Source organism: Methylobacterium sp. XJLW (assembly GCF_003254375.1).
Lineage (GTDB): Bacteria > Pseudomonadota > Alphaproteobacteria > Rhizobiales > Beijerinckiaceae > Methylobacterium > Methylobacterium fujisawaense.
The window spans coordinates 1,151,897-1,168,111 of the sequence record NZ_CP016429.1; the positions used below are offsets into that span (position 1 = coordinate 1,151,897).

The following is a 16,215-nucleotide window of genomic DNA, read 5'->3' on the forward strand; positions in this document are numbered from 1 at the left end:
GATGACGATGTTCCGTGAGCCCGTCCGCGACCTGGCGTTCATCGTGAGCCTCCAGGGCGGCGATGCCTGCCTGACCACCGGCACCCACGTGCCGGCCAATGCCCCGATCAAGCCGGGCACGATCATGACCGAGCCGGACGACGACATCCTCTCCTACAGCAAGCGGCAGCGCCGCCAGGAGAAGGTCGGCTACTTCCTGACGAACGGGAACGTGGCCTACGCCGACGGCAAGGTCGAGACGGTCTCGTGCAAGTGCGAGGACCCGACCGTCGACACCACGACCGAGCCGTGGCTGCCCGGGCAGAACGTCGAGGCCGGCGCCGAGCGCCGGGTGGGCTTCTACGTCTGGGCCTGCAACCGGTCCCATGTCACGGCGGCCAACTTCTCCGCGGACCAGGAAGCCTCGGACGGGACCGACCTCTGGCGGCTGGTCGGCACCACCCAGGCGCCGAGCGGAGGGGCGAACATCGCCACCTACTTCACCACGCCGCGCGGCGTCGCGACCGTGGTTGCCGTCGCCTACAAGGGCCTGAAGAAGATCGCCCTGTCGCAGCGCTCGGTCAGCGTGACGTTCACGGTGCTGCTGGAGGACTGGCCCGACGTCTCGACCGCCTGCGCGGCAACCGTCACCGCCCCGGATTCGCTCCTGCCCGGCGGCGTGGCGACCGGCAAGGTGACGAACGTCGAGATCTCGCGCTCGGGCTTGAACGACTACCCGAGGGCGACGGTGACCATCACCTGCTGCGACGGGTCCGGGGTCCCGGGTACGCGCTCGACCGAGGGCCCGAACCCGAGCGGTCAACCGTGGGACGGGGTCTTCCTGGCGTCGCCCATCGGCCAGCCGTACCCGCCAATGGCCGTCCCGGGGGCGGCGGTCTCGGTCGAGTTCCACCCCCAGGCGCAGGTCGCCTTCATCCAGGCCAACGATTTCACGGGCCAGCCGGGGCGCAACGACCGCACGGAGAACGACCCGAAGCGGCTCCTCACGAAGTGCCACACCAAGGTGACCTTCGCCTGCGCACCCATCGCCGGGCAACCGGCCCTACGCAACGATATCGCCCTCGGCGCCGGCGCGTGGCTGGGCCCGGCGCAGATCTCCTTCCCGACGGTGTGACATGGCCTCGAACGACGAGCTCGCCCGCGCGCTGCGCCGCCTCATCGCCGGGCAGGATTACGATGCCGGCTCGACCGCGCCGGACACCCTCGGAAACCAGGCGCTGCCGGTCACCGACACGGGTCGGGGTACGGTGACCCGCAGCCTGTCGGCCGGTCGCCAGTCGGACTACCCCGATGCCGACGAGACCGGACCCGCTTACCAGGGCAGCCCCAGCGACTGGGCCTGGAGGCGGCAGGCCCCCCCGGAGTTCGGCGGATACCGCGAGCACGTGAAGTTCGCCGACGTAGATGCGGCCGGCACCGCGACCATCCGGCCGGACACCTCGGCGAACTGGTGGTTCAACTGCGCGGGCAGCGTGACCCTGGCGGTCGGGGACATGCAGCCGCCGCCGACCGTCGGGAACTCGGACAACCCGGCGGACCTCGTCCAGGCGCCGCAGGCCTCCTTGGTCACGGTGTTCCTCCTCCGGCAGAAGGGGGCGAACGTGACCTTCCCGGGCGACTGGAAGTTCTCGGCCGACGTCCGCGCCACCTCGGGCTCCGACAGCGCTTTCGCGCCGGCGGCCGGGGACGGGCAGATCGACATCTTCACGGCGATGTACGTGCCGGCAAACGGCTGGTTCGCCTTCGTCTCCGGGCGGCGGATGTCCTGATGTTCGCTCGCCACCTCATGACCTCGGGCGGCCGCGTCTCGGTACCCATCCGCTTCACGCCATGGGACATCGGGTCGTACTGGTGCCTCGGGAGCTACGTCACCTACGACTACGACCGGGGGGCGAACATGCTCTACCGGTACCGCGCCAAAGCTCTGACAAACCCATTCGGGTTCACGCCGACGGCGACGGGGAGCGACGGGACGGTGCCGCTGATCTGGTCGGACGAGACCACCGTTAAGGTCTACGGGACCAACTCTGCGGGCCCGGCCGGCAATGCGGTCGCGACCTACGGCCGGCCGCCCAGCGTGGTGTGGCAGGTCTATGGGCGCGCGGCCTGCCGGTACACCCTGTCGGACGGGGTCTACACCCTGGTGCACGTCGACCTGGCGAGCGGGACCTCGTGGCCGATGGGAAAGGTCTCGCGGCTGCAGGACTGGTGGACCGGGGATGACCTGTTCGTCGGGACCGACGCCGACTTCTTCGGGTACCCGTCGACCGGCTACGCCAAGCAACTGCCGGCCGCTAACGGTCGCGTCGCCCGAGTCTCCATCGCGCGCCAGGTCTACGAGGACGCGCCGGCCGCGGTGCTGCAGCGGATGCGCGCCGACGCGTCGCCAGAGCCGCTGTACTTCTTCCCGAACCGCCGCCCGATGACGACGGCGACGCGGGTGCGCGGGTACGCGTTCGCGGATTCGAGCGGGGGCGGCAGCCAGCAGGACATGGGCCCCCGGCGGCTGTACCACGGCGTCAGCATGGCTACCCGGACCGTGACCACGTTCGAGCTTGAGATCGGCCCGGCGCTGGAGACGACGACCTACCAGGGGCAGGCGGTCACCCGGCACCAGATCCGATTCTACTCGTCGACGCTGGTCGGCGTGATGAGCGTGTCCAGGAACAAGGGCATCGGCTTCCTCGTCATCCGCCGCACCGACAACGACCGCTCGGCCGACGACTACCTCCAATACGTGAACACCGACGGCACGCCCTCGGGGGAGTTCATCAAGAAGTCGGCCGGCGCCTGGGCCCTGCCGAACAGCGCCGCGGTGACGACCGGGGACCTACCCCTGTTCCTGACCACCAACTACGTCGTGGCGCAGGGCTCCGGGACGACCATCGTTCTTTACGACTATGCCGGCAACAGGGTCGGGACGGGCAACCGCAACCAGAACACGGACGGGACGTTCAGCGACTTCAGCTTCGTCTACCTGCCGCAACTCGATGCCCTCGTGTACCCGGTCAACGATTACGCCGTGACCTACGCGAGCTTCGACTTCGGCAAGACCTGGCAGCGAATCCAGGCGTGGGGTGCACGGGGTTCGACCAAGCCGACGTCCCCGCGGCCGCCGGGCGATCCGGACTACGCCGAGCTCGCTTCCTGCCGGCCCCTGTTCGTCACCTAGGACACGTCACGCCAGGTACTTGGCGACGGCGGCCGGCGCCTTTTCCAGGACGGCGTCACGGACGATGTCCTGGAACGGGAAGCGCGGCTGGTAGTCGACCTTCCGCGCGACGACCGCGAGGACCTGCAGGGGGCCGCGGCCGGGCAGGACCAAGGCCTCGGGCTGGCCGGGCTTGAGCTTGGCCCAGCGGGCGCCGGCCGCGACGGCGTCACGGACGAAGTCGCGCGGCAAGTTGCCCTGCGGGTCGAGATCACCCCTGGCCCCGGACGCCGGGACGAGGGGGCCGCCCGCGTTCGTGGCGTAGTCTCCGCCGACGCGCGGCCCGCCCGTCACCTCCAGCCCGAGGTACCGGGCCTGCCTCTCCAGGACGTAGACGTAGCTGCCCGGGGAATCGGGCGTGCCGGCGCGGCGGTAGGCGAAGGCGTTGATGGTCCATGCGACCGGGTCGCTGAACCGGCGGGTCGTCTCGACCATGAGCCGCTGCCGGGCCGACGCGCCGAGGTAGTCGGCGACCTCCTGCAGCGCGGGGGCGAACCGGCGGGTGACGTAGGATTCGCCCTGCTGGCTGAATTCCGGGATGTCGACGGTGAGCTTGATCTCCATGCCGGGGAGCGTGCCCGCCCCCGCTGCACCGGACCACACATGCCGCGGAGCCGGTGACGCCGTACTTCCCACAAAGCGTTACAGACCCAGCAAGTAACGGGGCGCTAACCACCGTCTGAGTTCTCCCCACGTTCTGGCGTCCGGGCCAGGGACAAGTGTTGACTCCACCTCGACAGCGAGTCCTCGACCCCCGATCGTGAGGGCAACACCGAGACCCGGAGAGCCCCCATGCGCGCCCACGAGATCACCTCCACCCTCGACGGCGTTGGCATGACCCTCGCGGGCGTCCTGGCGACGAGCCTCGCGGATGCCAGGCAGCGGCAGGCGGATGCCGACTACGAGCAGTCCCTGCGCAACCAGACCGCCGCCGGTCGCGCGATGGCCGCCGTCACCCGCCAAAGGGCTCACCATCAGGCCGCCGTAGACGATGCGGCCGCCCTCCGTGAACAGGTCGCCGCCCTGCAGCAGGCGCTCGCCGCGTCCCGCGCCGAGACCGCTACCGCCCGGCAGCAGCTTGCCGCCCAGCAGCAGGAGACGGTCCGCGTGAAGCGCCTTCTTCGCGGCGCCGTCGGATTCCGCGCGGCATGACGTGCGCACGCCGTAGCATGACGTGATGCTACCAAGTGCGCACGGGGCAAGGCACAAGCCCGAACCGGCTTGAGGACAGACAAAAAGAGAGGCCCGCCCGGACGCTCCGGGCGGGCCTCGTGCTGTTTGGGGGCGAGTTTAGATCCCGCACTTGAGCTCGTAGGCCGGGTCCGCGGTCATCTCGGCAAACGCCGCGTCCATGGTCCGGTCCCATTCCTCCATGTTCGCCCGGCGCTCCGGAGTGATGCGCGCGGCCTGTCCCATCCAGTGCGCGAACTCGGACTCGGTCGCGATCTCCGGGAGGCCTTCGAGGAGCCTCTTGCCGGCGAGGTGGGCGGCCACTTTGTGGGGGCCGGACCGGTGGATTTCCATCATCTCCGCGGCATTCAGGCTGAGGAGCCAGGACCGCAGGATGGGGTCGCACTCCTTGAGGATGGCCTCCTCCGGCTCAAGCATGAACGTCGCGTCCACGAATCGGACCGCGAGGCGGCCCCGCGCCAAGACCGGGTCTAGCTCAACGATCTTGGCAGGTGTTGGCACGGGCTTCGGGGTCGGCGCCGGAGCGGGCGTGACGGTGTCACGGGCGGGCTGGGCGGACTGTGACGGTGTCACGGGCGCGGCGGCCCGGGCGGCGACGCCATCGAAAGCGTCCTCGAACTCGGCGCCGGCGGGCGTCGGGATGCCGGAGAAGGCCCGGGCGACCCAACGGGAGCCGTCCCAGACTTTCTGTGCGGCGGCGGCCATTGCGGCCAGGACGAGGGCGGCGAGTTGGCTGAGCTTGCGCATGACGGTAGGTGATCCTGTTCAGGGCTACGGGGTGATTGTCGGCGGGGGGACGAAAGCTAAAAGGGGTGGGCTACCCGTCGTCCGCCTTCCGGCGCGCCGTGCCCTTCGTGTCCCGGACCCAACGGTTCCAGCGGCCGCACCACCAGATGGGCGCGCCCCCGTCGGGGATGCTCCACGAGTAGCCGGCGCCGCCGAGCGGACCGGTTACGGTGATGTCGATGGTGCCGCCGTCGAAGACCTCGACAGTCGCGACGAATCCCTGGGGCGTCGGACCCATCCAGGAGGCGTGAGGGCGAAGGGCAGCGACGTCCGCTTGGGCTAGGGGTCTTAGGGCCAGGACGCGTCGCACGTAAGTCGGCACGCCCTTCGGCAGGATGTTGTCGACGTAGGCGTGGACCCGGGCTTCCTCCTCGGACGTCACGCCGGGGGCCGGCATCGCAAGAGTGAGTTGCGCGGCCACCTCAGGCCTCCGCCGAGCCGAACACCGAGAGCCGTAGCTCGGGTGAGATTTGCTTCCGATGCGCCCACACCGCCCTGAGGGCGTGCGAGGCCTCGACCTGCTTGAGTTCCGGAGGGAGGCGAGGACATGCCCCGCATGGCTGTGCGCCGCCGACCAGCCGATACCGTTCCGTACCGCTGCGAAGTCCTCGTCCATGCCTGAAAGGACGCGATTGGCCTCGTGAACGGCGGCGCGGACCTCGGTCAGGCCTGCGCGCTCCCACCAGTCTGCGATGACTTCCTCGCCGAGCCGCGCGGTGACCTGCGCGATCATCGCCTCGACTTCATCGACTAGGTCCGTTGCAAGCCATGCAGCCCGGGCGGATGGGCGCGGGACCAGCAGGGATTCCGCTAACTCCCGCTTCCTCCTGTTCCAGGCCCACGGCTTCCCGGAGAGGCATGCGCGTAGCCTGTCGATGGCTGCCGTCCGCGTAGCGCAAGCCGCGGCGAACTCCGCCTCCTCGGCTTCCAGCTTGGCCAGGGCATCCCGCTCTTTGGCGCGGTCGGCCGCATCCGCGCGGGCCTCGGCGGCGGAGATGGCTTCGTTGTGGGCGTAGGGCACGGGCGCCGGGATGGCTTCCCAGCAGACCGGCACGCCACCGTCCCACGAGAACCCGACCGCACGCATCCCCTCGCGGTCGGCGGCGTAGGCACGGCTGTAGCGCATCGTGTCGCCCTCACCCTTCCAGAGGGTGCGCTTGCCGTTGCGCGTGTTGCGCTCACCGGCGCTGCGCCAGGCGAGCCCGAGCGCTCCGACCGGGAGCGCGACGTCGAGGGGGAGCGGGCGGTGTGCCGCTGAGGCGGCCGCGGCGGCGACGAGGCCGACGCTGACGAGGAAGATCGTGAACATGGCAGGGCGCCTTCTGGCAATTAGCTGATTGCCCGATTCAAGCACTCCGACCCGCCGGTTGAAAGAGCAAATCACCGCCGGGCAGGCAAAATTATAAGTGGTATCATTTATCTACCACTTGGTATGACAATCCCTCGAAAGTCGAATATTCCAGATTTTTTGCTTTTAAGCGGAACGCACGTAATCTTACCTCCGTTGATCGGTACGGAGACAGGGCATGAGCGCTTCGTTGCGAGTGGATGCAGTCGTCGAGAAGCTGAAGACCGCATGCGCGGCCGCAGGCGGGCAGTCGGCCTGGGCGGCGACACACGGCCTGTCGGGGGCGTACGTCAGCGACGTCTGCCGTGGTCGCCGGGACCCCGGAGATGGCGTGCTCCGTGGCCTCGGGCTGCAGCGCGACGTCCGCTACGTCCCCCGCAAGCCCGAAACGGTCACGCTCTACGACGCGGATGGCGTCACCCTCATTGAGGCCGAGGTCCTGGCATGACCTCCCGATTCGTCGACGGGCTCTACGAGCTCGACGCGCGCACGACCCGGGCCCGCCTGACAGAGGCCCTCGCCGCCGTCCGGGCGCACCCGGGCTACGCCAACGGCCCCCATGCGCGGTCCCTGCAGCGCGCCGTTGCCACGGTCGAGGGCGACCTGCTCCGGGCGGCCCGGGACGCCGTCAGCCGGCTGGATGCCGCGCTGAAGGATGCCGACCGGCCGCCAGTGCCGGATGCCCTCGATGACGAGAGCATCCCCAAGCTCATCCGCGACATGATGCGCGCGGGCAGGGAGCGGGACACCGCCGGAGGATGCCCATGAGCGACGACGCCGTCCCCGACCTGCGCGGCTACGAGGACACCGACCTCGGCGTCGAGATCCCGGCGCTCAACCGAGGGGAGGCTTGGCTCGTCAGCGAGTGCGCCGGGCTCCAGTTCTACGCGTACGGCCGCCGCGACGACCTGACGGGGGAGCGCATCATGCCCCGGCTCGGCGACCGCCTTCACCTCGTGCGAGACCCGGAGAACCCGCACGACGCCAACGCTATTGGGGTCTGGTGGCGAAATGCGCATCAGATCGGGCACCTGCCACGCTACGCAGCCACCGCCGTCGCTCTGCTGCTCGACGCCGGCGCTGCCGCCAGGGCCTACGTGTACGACGAGGGCGACGGCGAGGCTTGGTCGCTCCGCCTCATCGTCGTCGGCCCGGCGGCGGAACCGCTCTACGCCGCGCACATCGAGCGGGTCGCCTACCGCGCCACCCTGCCTGTCCGGAACGAGAAGCGAGACCGCCGCTTGCGTCGACGTGCCGAGCGGTTCGCGGAGCAACTTCAGGCGCACCGACGAGCGCGCATCACGGCGGCCGTCGAGACCCTGATGGCAGTGCCGTTCGAACCCGCGCTCCCGCAGGTCGGCGCCGAGGTCGATGTCGACGACGTCGCGGCCATGCTGGCGTTCAGCCGCTCGACCGTAGCTCGCCTCGCCAAGAGGGCCGGCATCAACGTCGGCCGCTACACCTGGCGCGTTCCGCCGAGCGCCGAGTTCGACGCGGAGATCCGCGCTTGGTGCCGGGCGCCCCGGAGCAAGCTCGACCGCGACCGCGTCAGCCAAATCGGTTGTGAGGTCAGCTATGCCTGGGACTAGACCTCGGCAGCCGCGCCCGCCCGCCACGCACGTCATCGTGCACCGCATGACCGGCGCGGTTGTCTCGCGCCATCCCTCTCTCGCCGACGCCCGGGATGCTTGGCGCCTGCGGGCCTTCCCCAAGCCCGGGCTGATCAAGAGCACCCTTGGGACTTGGGCCGCCGCCCACCTGATCCAGACCGTCACCGCCGCCGAGAACTCGGCCCGCCGTCGCGCGGTCGAGGAAGCCAAGTGGAACCGCGCATGACCGCCGCCCCGTTCACGCCCCGCCTGCCCCCGGTCGCCCGGGGAGCCTGCCGGGCGCTCCATGCCGCGTCGCCCGCGCTGCCGGAATCCCCGCTCGCCCCGCCGGCGGACGCCCCGGTCGAGGAGGTCCTGGCCGATCAGGCCGCGGCCCTTGCAAAGGCTGTTGAAGAGACCGACCCCGTGCTGATGAAGGCTGCTCGGGATGCGGCGAGGGTCCGCGCGCTGGAGGAGGCCATCGCCGGCGCGAGCGAGACCCTGGCCCGGCCGCGGACGCTTACCCGTTGGGGCTACGGACCCGAGCCAACGAGCCTCGACGAGCACGTGCATATCGCGGGACTCCGGGCGGCGGGGTGCGCCGGGGCGGCGTCGAGAGTCAGGCCGTTCCTCGACATGGACCACCCCCTCGCCGCAGAGGCCTGCGACCTTCACGACCGGCTCGTCGCCGCGGAGGGCGAGTGGAAGTCCAGGGCGGAGAGAGAGCGCCACCCGTCGCGCGGGTGAGCGAACTCGGCTGTGGACGATTAACTACTCTGTTAACCTTGGACCATCTCTCGACTCCAGCAAGATGATCTAGGTGGGCAGGGTCGCCCTCGACGGCCGCATGGGCGGCTCGATGTTGAGGGCCAAGATGACGAAGCGCAATGCGAAGCAGTGGAAGCGCGAGCTCACGAGCGCGCAAGTCCAGGAACTCATCGGCCTGGCGCGGGAAACAAGCAACTCCATGTCGAGTATGGACGGGGGCAATCAAGCGTTGCTGCTCCTACGGACATTCAATTCGGCGGACCGAGTCTATGGTCTCTGGCCGGACTCATCCCAGCCCGGCGGCTACGCGTACAGCATCATGAAGGGGGGGAAGGGCAGTGCTGCCAAGCGGCGGGTCGCTGCGAATGGGGAGTTCTCGGTTGAGGCGGTCTTCCAGGAGAGCGAGGACCACGCTGACCTGACACGCGAGATCTACGTGGGTCTCGAAACGTGTGCCGATGCATACCCCGAGGCGTACAGGCAAGCATTCACCCTCTGGATCAATATCGCGCCCGCCAATTTTGCGGAAACCAAGAAGCGCATCAGGGGATATATCTTCGGCTGACATCACGTCTCTAGGACGTGATGCGTTAAGGCCCCGGCTGTCATGCCGGGGCCTTCTTCATTCTGCGTGCTCGCAGATGACGGTGTTGATGGTCGCCCCGACGGGACAGTCGCCCGCCCTAGTTTTGCGGTACGGCCCCCAGGTCCCGCAGCCGAGGCACCGGTACCCGTCCAGGGTCGCCGGCCTGGGCCACCATCGCATGTTCTCCAGGGAGGACTCCCGCAGCCGGTTGTGGCGCTCGATGTGCGCCTCGGCGGTCGCCTTCGATACCGCCATGGACACGCGACCGCACCGGAGGCACGTGACGCACTCGTCGGGGATTTCGGTCTCACGCATCGTCGCCTCCCTCGTCCCGCTCCGCCGCACGGCGCCGTTCCTCCGGGAGGTCCGGCGTCACAGCCAGCCGGGCGCGGATCTCTGCGATGGTCGCTGGCCGGTAGCCCCAGCGGTCCACGCCCACGTCGCAGGACTGCGACGTGTCCTCCAAGAGGCCATGCGTGTGTCCGAAGAGATGCCAGGCGCCTCTGAACACGCCCTGCCACGCCCGCATCGGATAATGGCAAAGGGTGACGCGCTGCCCTTCCAGGACGGTGTCGACGAATCCCTCGTGCTGCGACGCCCACGGCAGGTGGCGAGCCCCGCGGTCGTGGTTGCCTACGACGAGCCGCTTGGTCCCGTTCAGCCGGGCGAAGACCTTCGCGGCGCGTTCGGGCGGGCACCGGTAGCAGAAGTCGCCGAGATGCCAGACCTCGTCGCCGGGGCGCACCGCGGCGTTCCAGGCGGCCACGAGCATCTCGTCGTGGGTATCGATGTCGGTGAAGTGCGCTCGGCCCATCCGCAGGATGCTGGAGTGGCCGAAATGATGATCCGCGGTCACGAGCACGCGGGGAAAATTCTGGTTCGTCATAGGGGCAGCCTCCTTGAGGGGGCTGCCGCGCGCGGTCACGCCCCGGGTGGTGTCGTCGTGTTCGGGGGGAGCGCTATTCGTTTCACGTCGGCCTCGGTCGGCTGGTGAGGGCTGCTATGATCGCGGCGCGGACTCAAGCGGTCAACGGCGGCCGAGGGGTTATCCCTGGGCCTCGCGCCGGAGTTGAACATAAGGGGCGGCGAGATATTCGGATGCCGTTATGTTCTGCGCATAAGCGGCTTGAAAGCGGCATATCCTGAACGTAGGGCCGCCCCCGTTGAACCGATCGCGGATGTTCCTACTTCGTTCTCAAGGACGGAGTGGTCGATGCTTAGCTTTCAGGACGTCGCGGATGCGGGACCGGAGGAGCGCGACGCCATCATGCGCGCCCTCGCGGAGGAAATGATGGAGGCCTCCGCGCAGCGGCGCGGCGGGCGGGGATTCGTCGCGGCCGAGAGGCCGCGAGATCTCGCCAGAGTTCTTGGCCGAGACCGGCGGGCTCAACCGTCGAGGCGCGCCCGCTCCTCCTCGTAGGCATCAAGGACCGCCCTTACCCAGCGCTCCATGCCCTCCGCCTTAAGGTCGAGGCGCTGCGAGTGGATGTAGTGTTTCAGGGTGATGGCCGCCGCCAACTCGCGCTCCGCGTCGGCACCGCTGCGAGATGCCGCCTTGTGGGCGAGGATGGCGCTCCCGGCGCCTCCCAGCTTCTCCAGGTCGAGAAACGTCCCGAGCGTCCGGCGGGCGTCGTGCGGGGTCCAGGGCCTGATGTCGTTTGCGGCGAACAGGTCGGCCCCGGGGCGGCTCGTGACCTTGCCGGCGCGGCCGCCCTTCGGGTCGCCCTGCAGGCGCCCGAAAAGTTGCGTCAGCCCGGTCGGGTAGACCGCCTTACCGGCCACGCGCGACGGGAACAGGAACGGCGAATCCGGGTCGGTCTTGAACCGAGCCAGGACGGCGAGTGCCTCGGGCGGAACCGGTACGGCGTGCGGTCGGGCAGGCTTCTTAGACTTCGCTGACTTCGGCCCCTTCATCTCCACGGCGGTCCACGTCCAGATCTGCCAGCCCGGACGCTCCGGCCATGCCCGCACCGTCGCGCGCTTCGTCCCGGTCAGGGCCCCCGCGCGTTGGCCGGTGAACACGATGGCCCACAGCGCGGCCAACATGCCGTCCGAGGTCTCTTTGGCCGTCCCGCCGAGGCTACGGTGCCGCTCCGCGATGATCAGCGTCCGGACGAGCTCCGAGACGGTCGGCGTGTGCTCCCTCGGGGTCGAGGACCAGTCCACGTGTAGCCCGTCCCGCCACCAGGGGTACGGCGTCGACGCGAGGCCGGACAGCACCGGTTGATCGCGCTTGGCCCAGTCGAGCGCCGCTCGTGCGGCCTCCATCGTGTCGGCGGCCGCGCTCAGAGTCTGCGCCGCGGCGACGGCGTCCCGGACCCGAAGAAGATCGGCTTGGTCGACATCGGACGCTAACTTGCGCGCGAGCTCGGGCGTCACCGTCCGCCGCAAGTGCTTCTCGAACTGCTTGCCCCAGCGAGGCACGTAGGTCGGCAGGATCTTCGTCAGGTACAGGTCGACGAGGTCGGCCCACTCCCAGGGCCCGTCCCGCCGGCGGTCGTCTTGGCTTTGCTCCGGGACGGTCTCCGGGAATGCCGCGTCCATCGCGTCGGCCGGGGACAGGCCGCGCCGGTGCGCCTCCTGCCAGACGCGCAGGTTCGCCCGGCTCGGGACCCGCCCGTCGCGCAGGTCGACGCGGGCGCGCTGCGCCGCCTCGCGCGCCGCGGCGACCGGGAGGTCCATGTCGCCCAAGCGGACCGTCCTCTGCTCCGTCTTGAGGTACCAGGCCCCGCCCGTCTTCCCGACGCGCAGCACCAGGCCGCGCTCCTGTTCGTCGGCCCACTCGTGGCCGCGACCCTCTATCTTTCCGGAGGCGAGGAGCTTCTGCGCCGCCTTGACGTGCGCGACCGTGAGCTTGGCGCGGGTGCGATGCCAGGTGTTGGCGGCGGTTGCCATGCGGGCTCCGAGGGCTGATACCAGCCTGATACCAGCCGGCCCTGGAAAGCCCTGGCAAGAGTCCCCGGGCGTTCGCGGCAGGGATTCCACAGGCAGAACTGAGGGTTGGTAAAGGGTGGAGTCGTCAGCCGAATGCCCCCGAAAGCTGCGCGTCAGCCTTCCAAGCTGAATACGAGGGTTCGATTCCCTTCACCCGCTCCATTCCAAAATCCGAAATCGCATCACGCGCTTAAGCGTAACCGGCCGGCCCTCCTCAGGCGTCGCGCGGCCGCCCCCTGCGCCGTGCAAGCTGCGTTCCCGGCCCCGCCGCGCCGCGGGCAGCCGGATGCGGGGCGGAGGCGTCGGCGGCTCGAGGCCAGGATCGCGGGCCGCCAGGAGCCCCGCAGGCCAGGCCCTCCCGGAGGACCGACGACCGCGGTGCGCGCCGGCTGTTTCTTGATGGACCCGGCGTTGTAAGACGGGCGCCGACGATCCGGACGGATGACGATGCCGTCCCCCCGTACGGCCGACATGACGACGTCTGACCCTCCCAACGATCCGGGTTCCCGCGGCGACGACCCCTTCGACGCGGAGGGACTTCGGCTGACGCTCGACGAAGCGGGCATCTGCGGCTGGGCCCTCGACGTCCGGACCGGGCGCGTCACGATCTTGCCGTCCTGCCTTCGTCTGTTCGGGGTGCCGCCGGACCGCCTGACCACCTTCGACGCGATGCAGGCCTTCGTGCATCCGGACGACCGCGCAGCCAGGGCGGACGCCATCGGGCGCGCGCTGGCGGAGGGCGGACGCTACGAGGTCGATTATCGGGTGGTGCATCCCGATGGACGCGTCCACTGGCTGCGTTCGCGCGGCCGCGTGCAGCTCGGCGCCGACGGTCGGCCGTGCCGCCACCGCGGCGTGGTCTTCAGCATTCACGAACAGAAGCAGGCCGATGAAGACCTGCGGGCGCGCGAGGCGCATCTGCGCTCGATCCTCGACACGGTCCCCGACGCCATGATCGTCATCGACGAGCAGGCGCAGATCAAATCGTTCAGCGCGGCGGCCGTGCGGCAGTTCGGTTACGGGCCGGACGAGATGGTCGGCCGGAATGTCAGCCTGCTGATGCCGGAACCGTATCGGAGCCAGCACGACGCCTACATGGCGCGCTACCGTTCGACCGGAGAACGCCGCATCATCGGCATCGGCCGCGTCGTGGTCGGCCAGCGCAAGGACGGCTCGACCTTCCCGATGGAATTGGCGGTCGGCGAGATGCGTTCGGGCGGCGTGCGCTACTTCACCGGCTTCATCCGCGACCTCACCGAACGGAACCAGACGGAGATGCGTCTGCAGGAGTTGCAGTCCGAGCTGGTGCACATGTCGCGCTTCACCGCCCTGGGCGAGATGGCATCGACGCTGGCGCACGAGATCAACCAGCCGCTCACGGCAATCGCGAGCTATCTCAAGGGCTGCCGCCGCCTCCTCGGGCGCATGGAAGGCCCGGAGGCGGCCCGGCTCTCCGACGCGGTGAACCAAGCGGCCGATCAGGCCCTGAGAGCCGGACAGGTGATCCGGCACCTGCGGGACTTCGTATCGCGCGGCGAGAACGAGCGGCATATCGAAAGCCTGCCCAAGCTGGTCGAGGAGGCGAGCGCCCTCGCCCTCGTCGGCGCCAAGGAGAAGGGCGTGCGCGTCCGCTTCGATCTCGATCCGGATGCGCCGCTCGTGCTGGCCGACCGGATCCAAGTGCAGCAGGTCCTGCTCAACCTCATCCGCAACGCGATCGAGGCCATGCAGGACGTGACCCGGCGCGAACTCGTCGTTGGGACGCGGGCGCGTCCGGCCGAAGGCCTGGTCGAGATACGGGTGTCGGATACCGGGACCGGCATCGCGCCCGAGATCGCCGAGCAGCTGTTCCAGCCCTTCGTGACGACGAAGGCGAACGGCATGGGCGTCGGCCTGTCGATCTGTCGAACCATCGTCGAGGCCCATGGCGGCAAGATCCTGGCCTGCCCGGGTCCGGACGGCGGAACGACCTTCCGCTTCACCCTGCGCACGCTCGACCGCGAGGAGATGGCTCATGTCGACTGACGCGCCCGTGCACATCGTGGACGACGATCTCGCGGTGCGCCAATCTCTCGCCTTCCTGCTGGCGACCGACGGACTGGCGGTCCAGGTGCATGACTCGGCGACCGCCTTCCTCGCCGCGGGGACCGACCGTGTCGGATGCATCGTCACGGACGTGCGCATGCCCGACATCGACGGCGTCGAACTGCTGCACCGCCTCCGGCAGAGAGGCCGGATGCCGCCCGTGATCGTCATGACAGGCCATGCGGACGTCGCGCTCGCGGTCGAAGCGATGAAGGCCGGCGCGGTGGACTTCATCGAGAAACCCTTCGACGACGACGTTCTTCTCGCCAGCATCCGATCGGCCTTGGCGCGGGCGGATCGCGCCCGGACGCGCGACGCCGAGGGGGACGCGGTGCGGGCGCGCTTGGCCGCACTCAGCGAGCGCGAGCGCCAGGTCCTGGAAGGACTGGTCGCCGGCAAGGCCAACAAGGTCATCGGGCTCGATCTCGGCATCAGCCCGCGGACCGTCGAGATCTACCGGGCCAACGTCATGTCCAAGCTGCAGGCGGGCAGCCTGTCCGAGCTGGTGCGCATGGCACTGATCGCAGAAAGCCTGAAGGGCGACTGAAGACGGACGCGCGTTGCGCCCCGTCGAGATGCAGATTCCGGGATGCCTTAGGGGGACGGGCTTCGACGCAGAGGCTCGCTCTTCGAAGGCATGCCCAATGCCCTCTCGGCGCCCGCCCACAGCTGGTCGTAGGGCTGCAGGCCCGCCTCCGCGCCGACATCGGGTGGATCGGCGCACGGCAGTCACATCCGGCCCCAGGGCGCTTGCCGGCCCCGGCGGTTCGCGTTCGCCGCGGGTCGGCGGCGCGCGGTCGATGCCGGATCGGGATCGGGGTTGGGCCAAATCTGCAGTTGATATGCATCAAGGCCGGAATGCGCCCCGGTTCTCACGATGCCGCGGTCGAGTGGAAGCGCAGCTTGCCATGCGCGGAGAAGCGAACACCGATCCCGGAACGGGTGACAGCAGCAAGGAGGCACCGCGCATCCGCACCATGTTCCAGCACACGCTCGAGCACGAAGTGCCGGCGGGGACGATCCTTTTTGCGCAGGGCGAGGTCCCGACCTTCCAGATCGTCGTCCTGTCGGGATCGGTTCAGCTCTTCGGACGATCCCGCGATGGCCGCGAGGTGCTCATCGAAGTCGTGAGGGCGCCGGACCTGTTGATCCCTGCCGCCGTCGTGACCGCATCGCCGTATCTGATGCAGGGGCGGGCTCCGGAGCCGACCCGCTTCCTGCTCATTCCGGCCGATGCGTTCCGCGACGCGGTGGACCGCAACCCGCATCTGGCGAAGGCGGTTCTGGAAACGCTCGCCGAGCAGTTCCGTCGGATGGTGCGGCAGACCAAGAATCTGAAGCTGCGCTCCGCGGCCGAGCGCGTCGGATGCCATATCCTCGTCCTATCCGAACGGCAGGGCACGCCGGACCGCGCGATCCTGCCCTACGAGAAGCACATGATCGCGTCCGAACTCGGGATGACGCGCGAGTCCTTCTCCCGCGCCCTCAAAGCCCTCACCAAGATCGGCATCGGCGTTGCGGGCCAGGAGATCGTCATCCGCGACCGCGCGCGACTGACCGCCGTCGCCAAGCCCGACCCCATGATCGATCTGCCTGCCTTCGACGACACCGGTCGCCGGACCCTGGCCCTGATCGAGCGGTTGAAGGGATAGGGACGGCAGGGCGGCCCGCGGCGTTCGACGGCGGACGCCCGTTCCGTCGGCACCGGGCGGTCCGG

Annotated in this window: 19 protein-coding genes; 13 read left to right on the forward strand and 6 right to left on the reverse strand. The window is 69.3% G+C overall.

Annotated elements, in window-relative coordinates; genetic code table 11:
• Window position 1 precedes the first annotated feature (1 nt).
• The 3 genes from A3862_RS05350 to A3862_RS05360 are packed head-to-tail and all read left to right on the forward strand — an operon-like array spanning window position 2 to window position 3,172.
• Window positions 2-1,114 (forward strand): hypothetical protein, encoded by a 1,113-nt coding sequence (locus A3862_RS05350; RefSeq protein ID WP_111473416.1) that lies wholly within the window; start codon window positions 2-4, stop codon window positions 1,112-1,114.
• 1 nt (window position 1,115) lies between these two features.
• Window positions 1,116-1,769, forward strand: coding sequence for a hypothetical protein (locus A3862_RS05355; protein ID WP_111473417.1), 654 nt, complete (start codon window positions 1,116-1,118; stop codon window positions 1,767-1,769).
• Entirely contained in the window at window positions 1,769-3,172 is a 1,404-nt protein-coding gene (locus tag A3862_RS05360) for a hypothetical protein (RefSeq protein WP_111473418.1), read from the forward strand. The genes A3862_RS05355 and A3862_RS05360 overlap by 1 nt, the downstream gene beginning before the upstream one ends.
• A 6-nt stretch (window positions 3,173-3,178) precedes the next feature.
• Here A3862_RS05360 and A3862_RS05365 read toward each other — a convergent pair whose 3' ends face one another.
• The gene (locus A3862_RS05365) at window positions 3,179-3,775 is read right to left on the reverse strand and encodes a hypothetical protein (protein WP_111473419.1); all 597 of its coding nucleotides are present in this window, start codon (window positions 3,773-3,775) and stop codon (window positions 3,179-3,181) included.
• A gap of 228 nt (window positions 3,776-4,003) precedes the next feature.
• On the opposite strand from A3862_RS05365, the gene A3862_RS05370 reads away from it, so the two are divergent.
• On the forward strand, window positions 4,004-4,363 hold the full coding sequence (locus A3862_RS05370) for a response regulator receiver protein (RefSeq protein ID WP_111473420.1): 360 nt from the start codon (window positions 4,004-4,006) through the stop codon (window positions 4,361-4,363).
• A gap of 138 nt (window positions 4,364-4,501) precedes the next feature.
• Here the strand turns inward: A3862_RS05370 and A3862_RS05375 are convergent, their stop codons facing one another.
• Both A3862_RS05375 and A3862_RS05380 read right to left on the reverse strand, forming a co-directional pair.
• Window positions 4,502-5,149 (reverse strand): hypothetical protein, encoded by a 648-nt coding sequence (locus A3862_RS05375; protein WP_111473421.1) that lies wholly within the window; start codon window positions 5,147-5,149, stop codon window positions 4,502-4,504.
• A 70-nt stretch (window positions 5,150-5,219) separates the two neighbouring features.
• The gene (locus A3862_RS05380; protein ID WP_111473422.1) at window positions 5,220-6,497 is read right to left on the reverse strand and encodes a hypothetical protein; all 1,278 of its coding nucleotides are present in this window, start codon (window positions 6,495-6,497) and stop codon (window positions 5,220-5,222) included.
• A gap of 217 nt (window positions 6,498-6,714) precedes the next feature.
• Here A3862_RS05380 and A3862_RS05385 point away from each other — a divergent pair, with 217 nt between their 5' ends.
• From A3862_RS05385 to A3862_RS05410, 6 genes are all read left to right on the forward strand, one after another.
• Complete coding sequence (locus A3862_RS05385) at window positions 6,715-6,984, forward strand: hypothetical protein (RefSeq protein ID WP_205782325.1); 270 nt, start codon at window positions 6,715-6,717, stop codon at window positions 6,982-6,984.
• A complete protein-coding gene (locus A3862_RS05390; protein ID WP_111473423.1) occupies window positions 6,981-7,304 on the forward strand; it encodes a hypothetical protein in 324 nt (107 codons plus the stop codon). Before A3862_RS05385 ends, A3862_RS05390 begins: the two co-directional genes overlap by 4 nt.
• Window positions 7,301-8,125 (forward strand): HIRAN domain-containing protein, encoded by an 825-nt coding sequence (locus tag A3862_RS05395; protein WP_205782326.1) that lies wholly within the window; start codon window positions 7,301-7,303, stop codon window positions 8,123-8,125. Before A3862_RS05390 ends, A3862_RS05395 begins: the two co-directional genes overlap by 4 nt.
• 46 nt (window positions 8,126-8,171) lie before the next feature.
• Window positions 8,172-8,372: a hypothetical protein gene (locus A3862_RS05400; protein ID WP_111473424.1), complete on the forward strand. Its 201-nt coding sequence runs from the start codon at window positions 8,172-8,174 to the stop codon at window positions 8,370-8,372.
• Window positions 8,369-8,872: a hypothetical protein gene (locus A3862_RS05405; protein ID WP_111473425.1), complete on the forward strand. Its 504-nt coding sequence runs from the start codon at window positions 8,369-8,371 to the stop codon at window positions 8,870-8,872. Before A3862_RS05400 ends, A3862_RS05405 begins: the two co-directional genes overlap by 4 nt.
• A gap of 73 nt (window positions 8,873-8,945) precedes the next feature.
• Entirely contained in the window at window positions 8,946-9,458 is a 513-nt protein-coding gene (locus A3862_RS05410) for a hypothetical protein (protein WP_111473426.1), read from the forward strand.
• Between the two features lie 57 nt (window positions 9,459-9,515).
• On the opposite strand, the gene A3862_RS05415 is transcribed toward A3862_RS05410, so the two are convergent.
• The 3 genes from A3862_RS05415 to A3862_RS05430 form a co-directional block, all read right to left on the reverse strand.
• Window positions 9,516-9,794, reverse strand: a complete 279-nt coding sequence (locus tag A3862_RS05415; protein ID WP_124262939.1) for a hypothetical protein — start codon at window positions 9,792-9,794, stop codon at window positions 9,516-9,518.
• A complete protein-coding gene (locus tag A3862_RS05420; protein ID WP_111473428.1) occupies window positions 9,787-10,365 on the reverse strand; it encodes a metallophosphoesterase family protein in 579 nt (192 codons plus the stop codon). Before A3862_RS05420 ends, A3862_RS05415 begins: the two co-directional genes overlap by 8 nt.
• Window positions 10,366-10,865: 500 nt before the next feature.
• Window positions 10,866-12,374 carry an integrase arm-type DNA-binding domain-containing protein gene (locus A3862_RS05430; protein WP_111473430.1) on the reverse strand — a complete coding sequence of 503 codons (1,509 nt, stop codon included), beginning with the start codon at window positions 12,372-12,374 and terminating at the stop codon, window positions 10,866-10,868.
• A 510-nt stretch (window positions 12,375-12,884) separates the two neighbouring features.
• Here A3862_RS05430 and A3862_RS05435 point away from each other — a divergent pair.
• The 3 genes from A3862_RS05435 to A3862_RS05445 all read left to right on the forward strand — a co-directional run bounded on the left by A3862_RS05435 (window position 12,885) and on the right by A3862_RS05445 (window position 16,150).
• Window positions 12,885-14,438, forward strand: a complete 1,554-nt coding sequence (locus tag A3862_RS05435; RefSeq protein WP_043761715.1) for a PAS domain-containing sensor histidine kinase — start codon at window positions 12,885-12,887, stop codon at window positions 14,436-14,438.
• Window positions 14,428-15,045: a response regulator FixJ gene (gene fixJ, locus A3862_RS05440; protein ID WP_043760263.1), complete on the forward strand. Its 618-nt coding sequence runs from the start codon at window positions 14,428-14,430 to the stop codon at window positions 15,043-15,045. Before A3862_RS05435 ends, fixJ begins: the two co-directional genes overlap by 11 nt.
• Before the next feature lie 163 nt (window positions 15,046-15,208).
• On the forward strand, window positions 15,209-16,150 hold the full coding sequence (locus A3862_RS05445; protein ID WP_236961772.1) for a cyclic nucleotide-binding domain-containing protein: 942 nt from the start codon (window positions 15,209-15,211) through the stop codon (window positions 16,148-16,150).
• The last annotated feature ends 65 nt before the right edge of the window (window positions 16,151-16,215 follow it).

Excerpts from the sequence above, each read along its gene's own strand:
- A3862_RS05350 (WP_111473416.1), top strand. The coding sequence starts at position 2 with ATGACGATGTTCCGTGAGCCCGTCCGCGACCTGGCGTTCATCGTGAGC.
- A3862_RS05355 (WP_111473417.1), top strand. The coding sequence starts at position 1,116 with ATGGCCTCGAACGACGAGCTCGCCCGCGCGCTGCGCCGCCTCATCGCC.
- A3862_RS05360 (WP_111473418.1), top strand. The coding sequence starts at position 1,769 with ATGTTCGCTCGCCACCTCATGACCTCGGGCGGCCGCGTCTCGGTACCC.
- A3862_RS05365 (WP_111473419.1), bottom strand. The coding sequence starts at position 3,775 with ATGGAGATCAAGCTCACCGTCGACATCCCGGAATTCAGCCAGCAGGGC.
- A3862_RS05370 (WP_111473420.1), top strand. The coding sequence starts at position 4,004 with ATGCGCGCCCACGAGATCACCTCCACCCTCGACGGCGTTGGCATGACC.
- A3862_RS05375 (WP_111473421.1), bottom strand. The coding sequence starts at position 5,149 with ATGCGCAAGCTCAGCCAACTCGCCGCCCTCGTCCTGGCCGCAATGGCC.
- A3862_RS05380 (WP_111473422.1), bottom strand. The coding sequence starts at position 6,497 with ATGTTCACGATCTTCCTCGTCAGCGTCGGCCTCGTCGCCGCCGCGGCC.
- A3862_RS05385 (WP_205782325.1), top strand. The coding sequence starts at position 6,715 with ATGAGCGCTTCGTTGCGAGTGGATGCAGTCGTCGAGAAGCTGAAGACC.
- A3862_RS05390 (WP_111473423.1), top strand. The coding sequence starts at position 6,981 with ATGACCTCCCGATTCGTCGACGGGCTCTACGAGCTCGACGCGCGCACG.
- A3862_RS05395 (WP_205782326.1), top strand. The coding sequence starts at position 7,301 with ATGAGCGACGACGCCGTCCCCGACCTGCGCGGCTACGAGGACACCGAC.
- A3862_RS05400 (WP_111473424.1), top strand. The coding sequence starts at position 8,172 with ATGACCGGCGCGGTTGTCTCGCGCCATCCCTCTCTCGCCGACGCCCGG.
- A3862_RS05405 (WP_111473425.1), top strand. The coding sequence starts at position 8,369 with ATGACCGCCGCCCCGTTCACGCCCCGCCTGCCCCCGGTCGCCCGGGGA.
- A3862_RS05415 (WP_124262939.1), bottom strand. The coding sequence starts at position 9,794 with ATGCGTGAGACCGAAATCCCCGACGAGTGCGTCACGTGCCTCCGGTGC.
- A3862_RS05420 (WP_111473428.1), bottom strand. The coding sequence starts at position 10,365 with ATGACGAACCAGAATTTTCCCCGCGTGCTCGTGACCGCGGATCATCAT.
- A3862_RS05430 (WP_111473430.1), bottom strand. The coding sequence starts at position 12,374 with ATGGCAACCGCCGCCAACACCTGGCATCGCACCCGCGCCAAGCTCACG.
- A3862_RS05435 (WP_043761715.1), top strand. The coding sequence starts at position 12,885 with ATGACGACGTCTGACCCTCCCAACGATCCGGGTTCCCGCGGCGACGAC.
- fixJ (WP_043760263.1), top strand. The coding sequence starts at position 14,428 with ATGTCGACTGACGCGCCCGTGCACATCGTGGACGACGATCTCGCGGTG.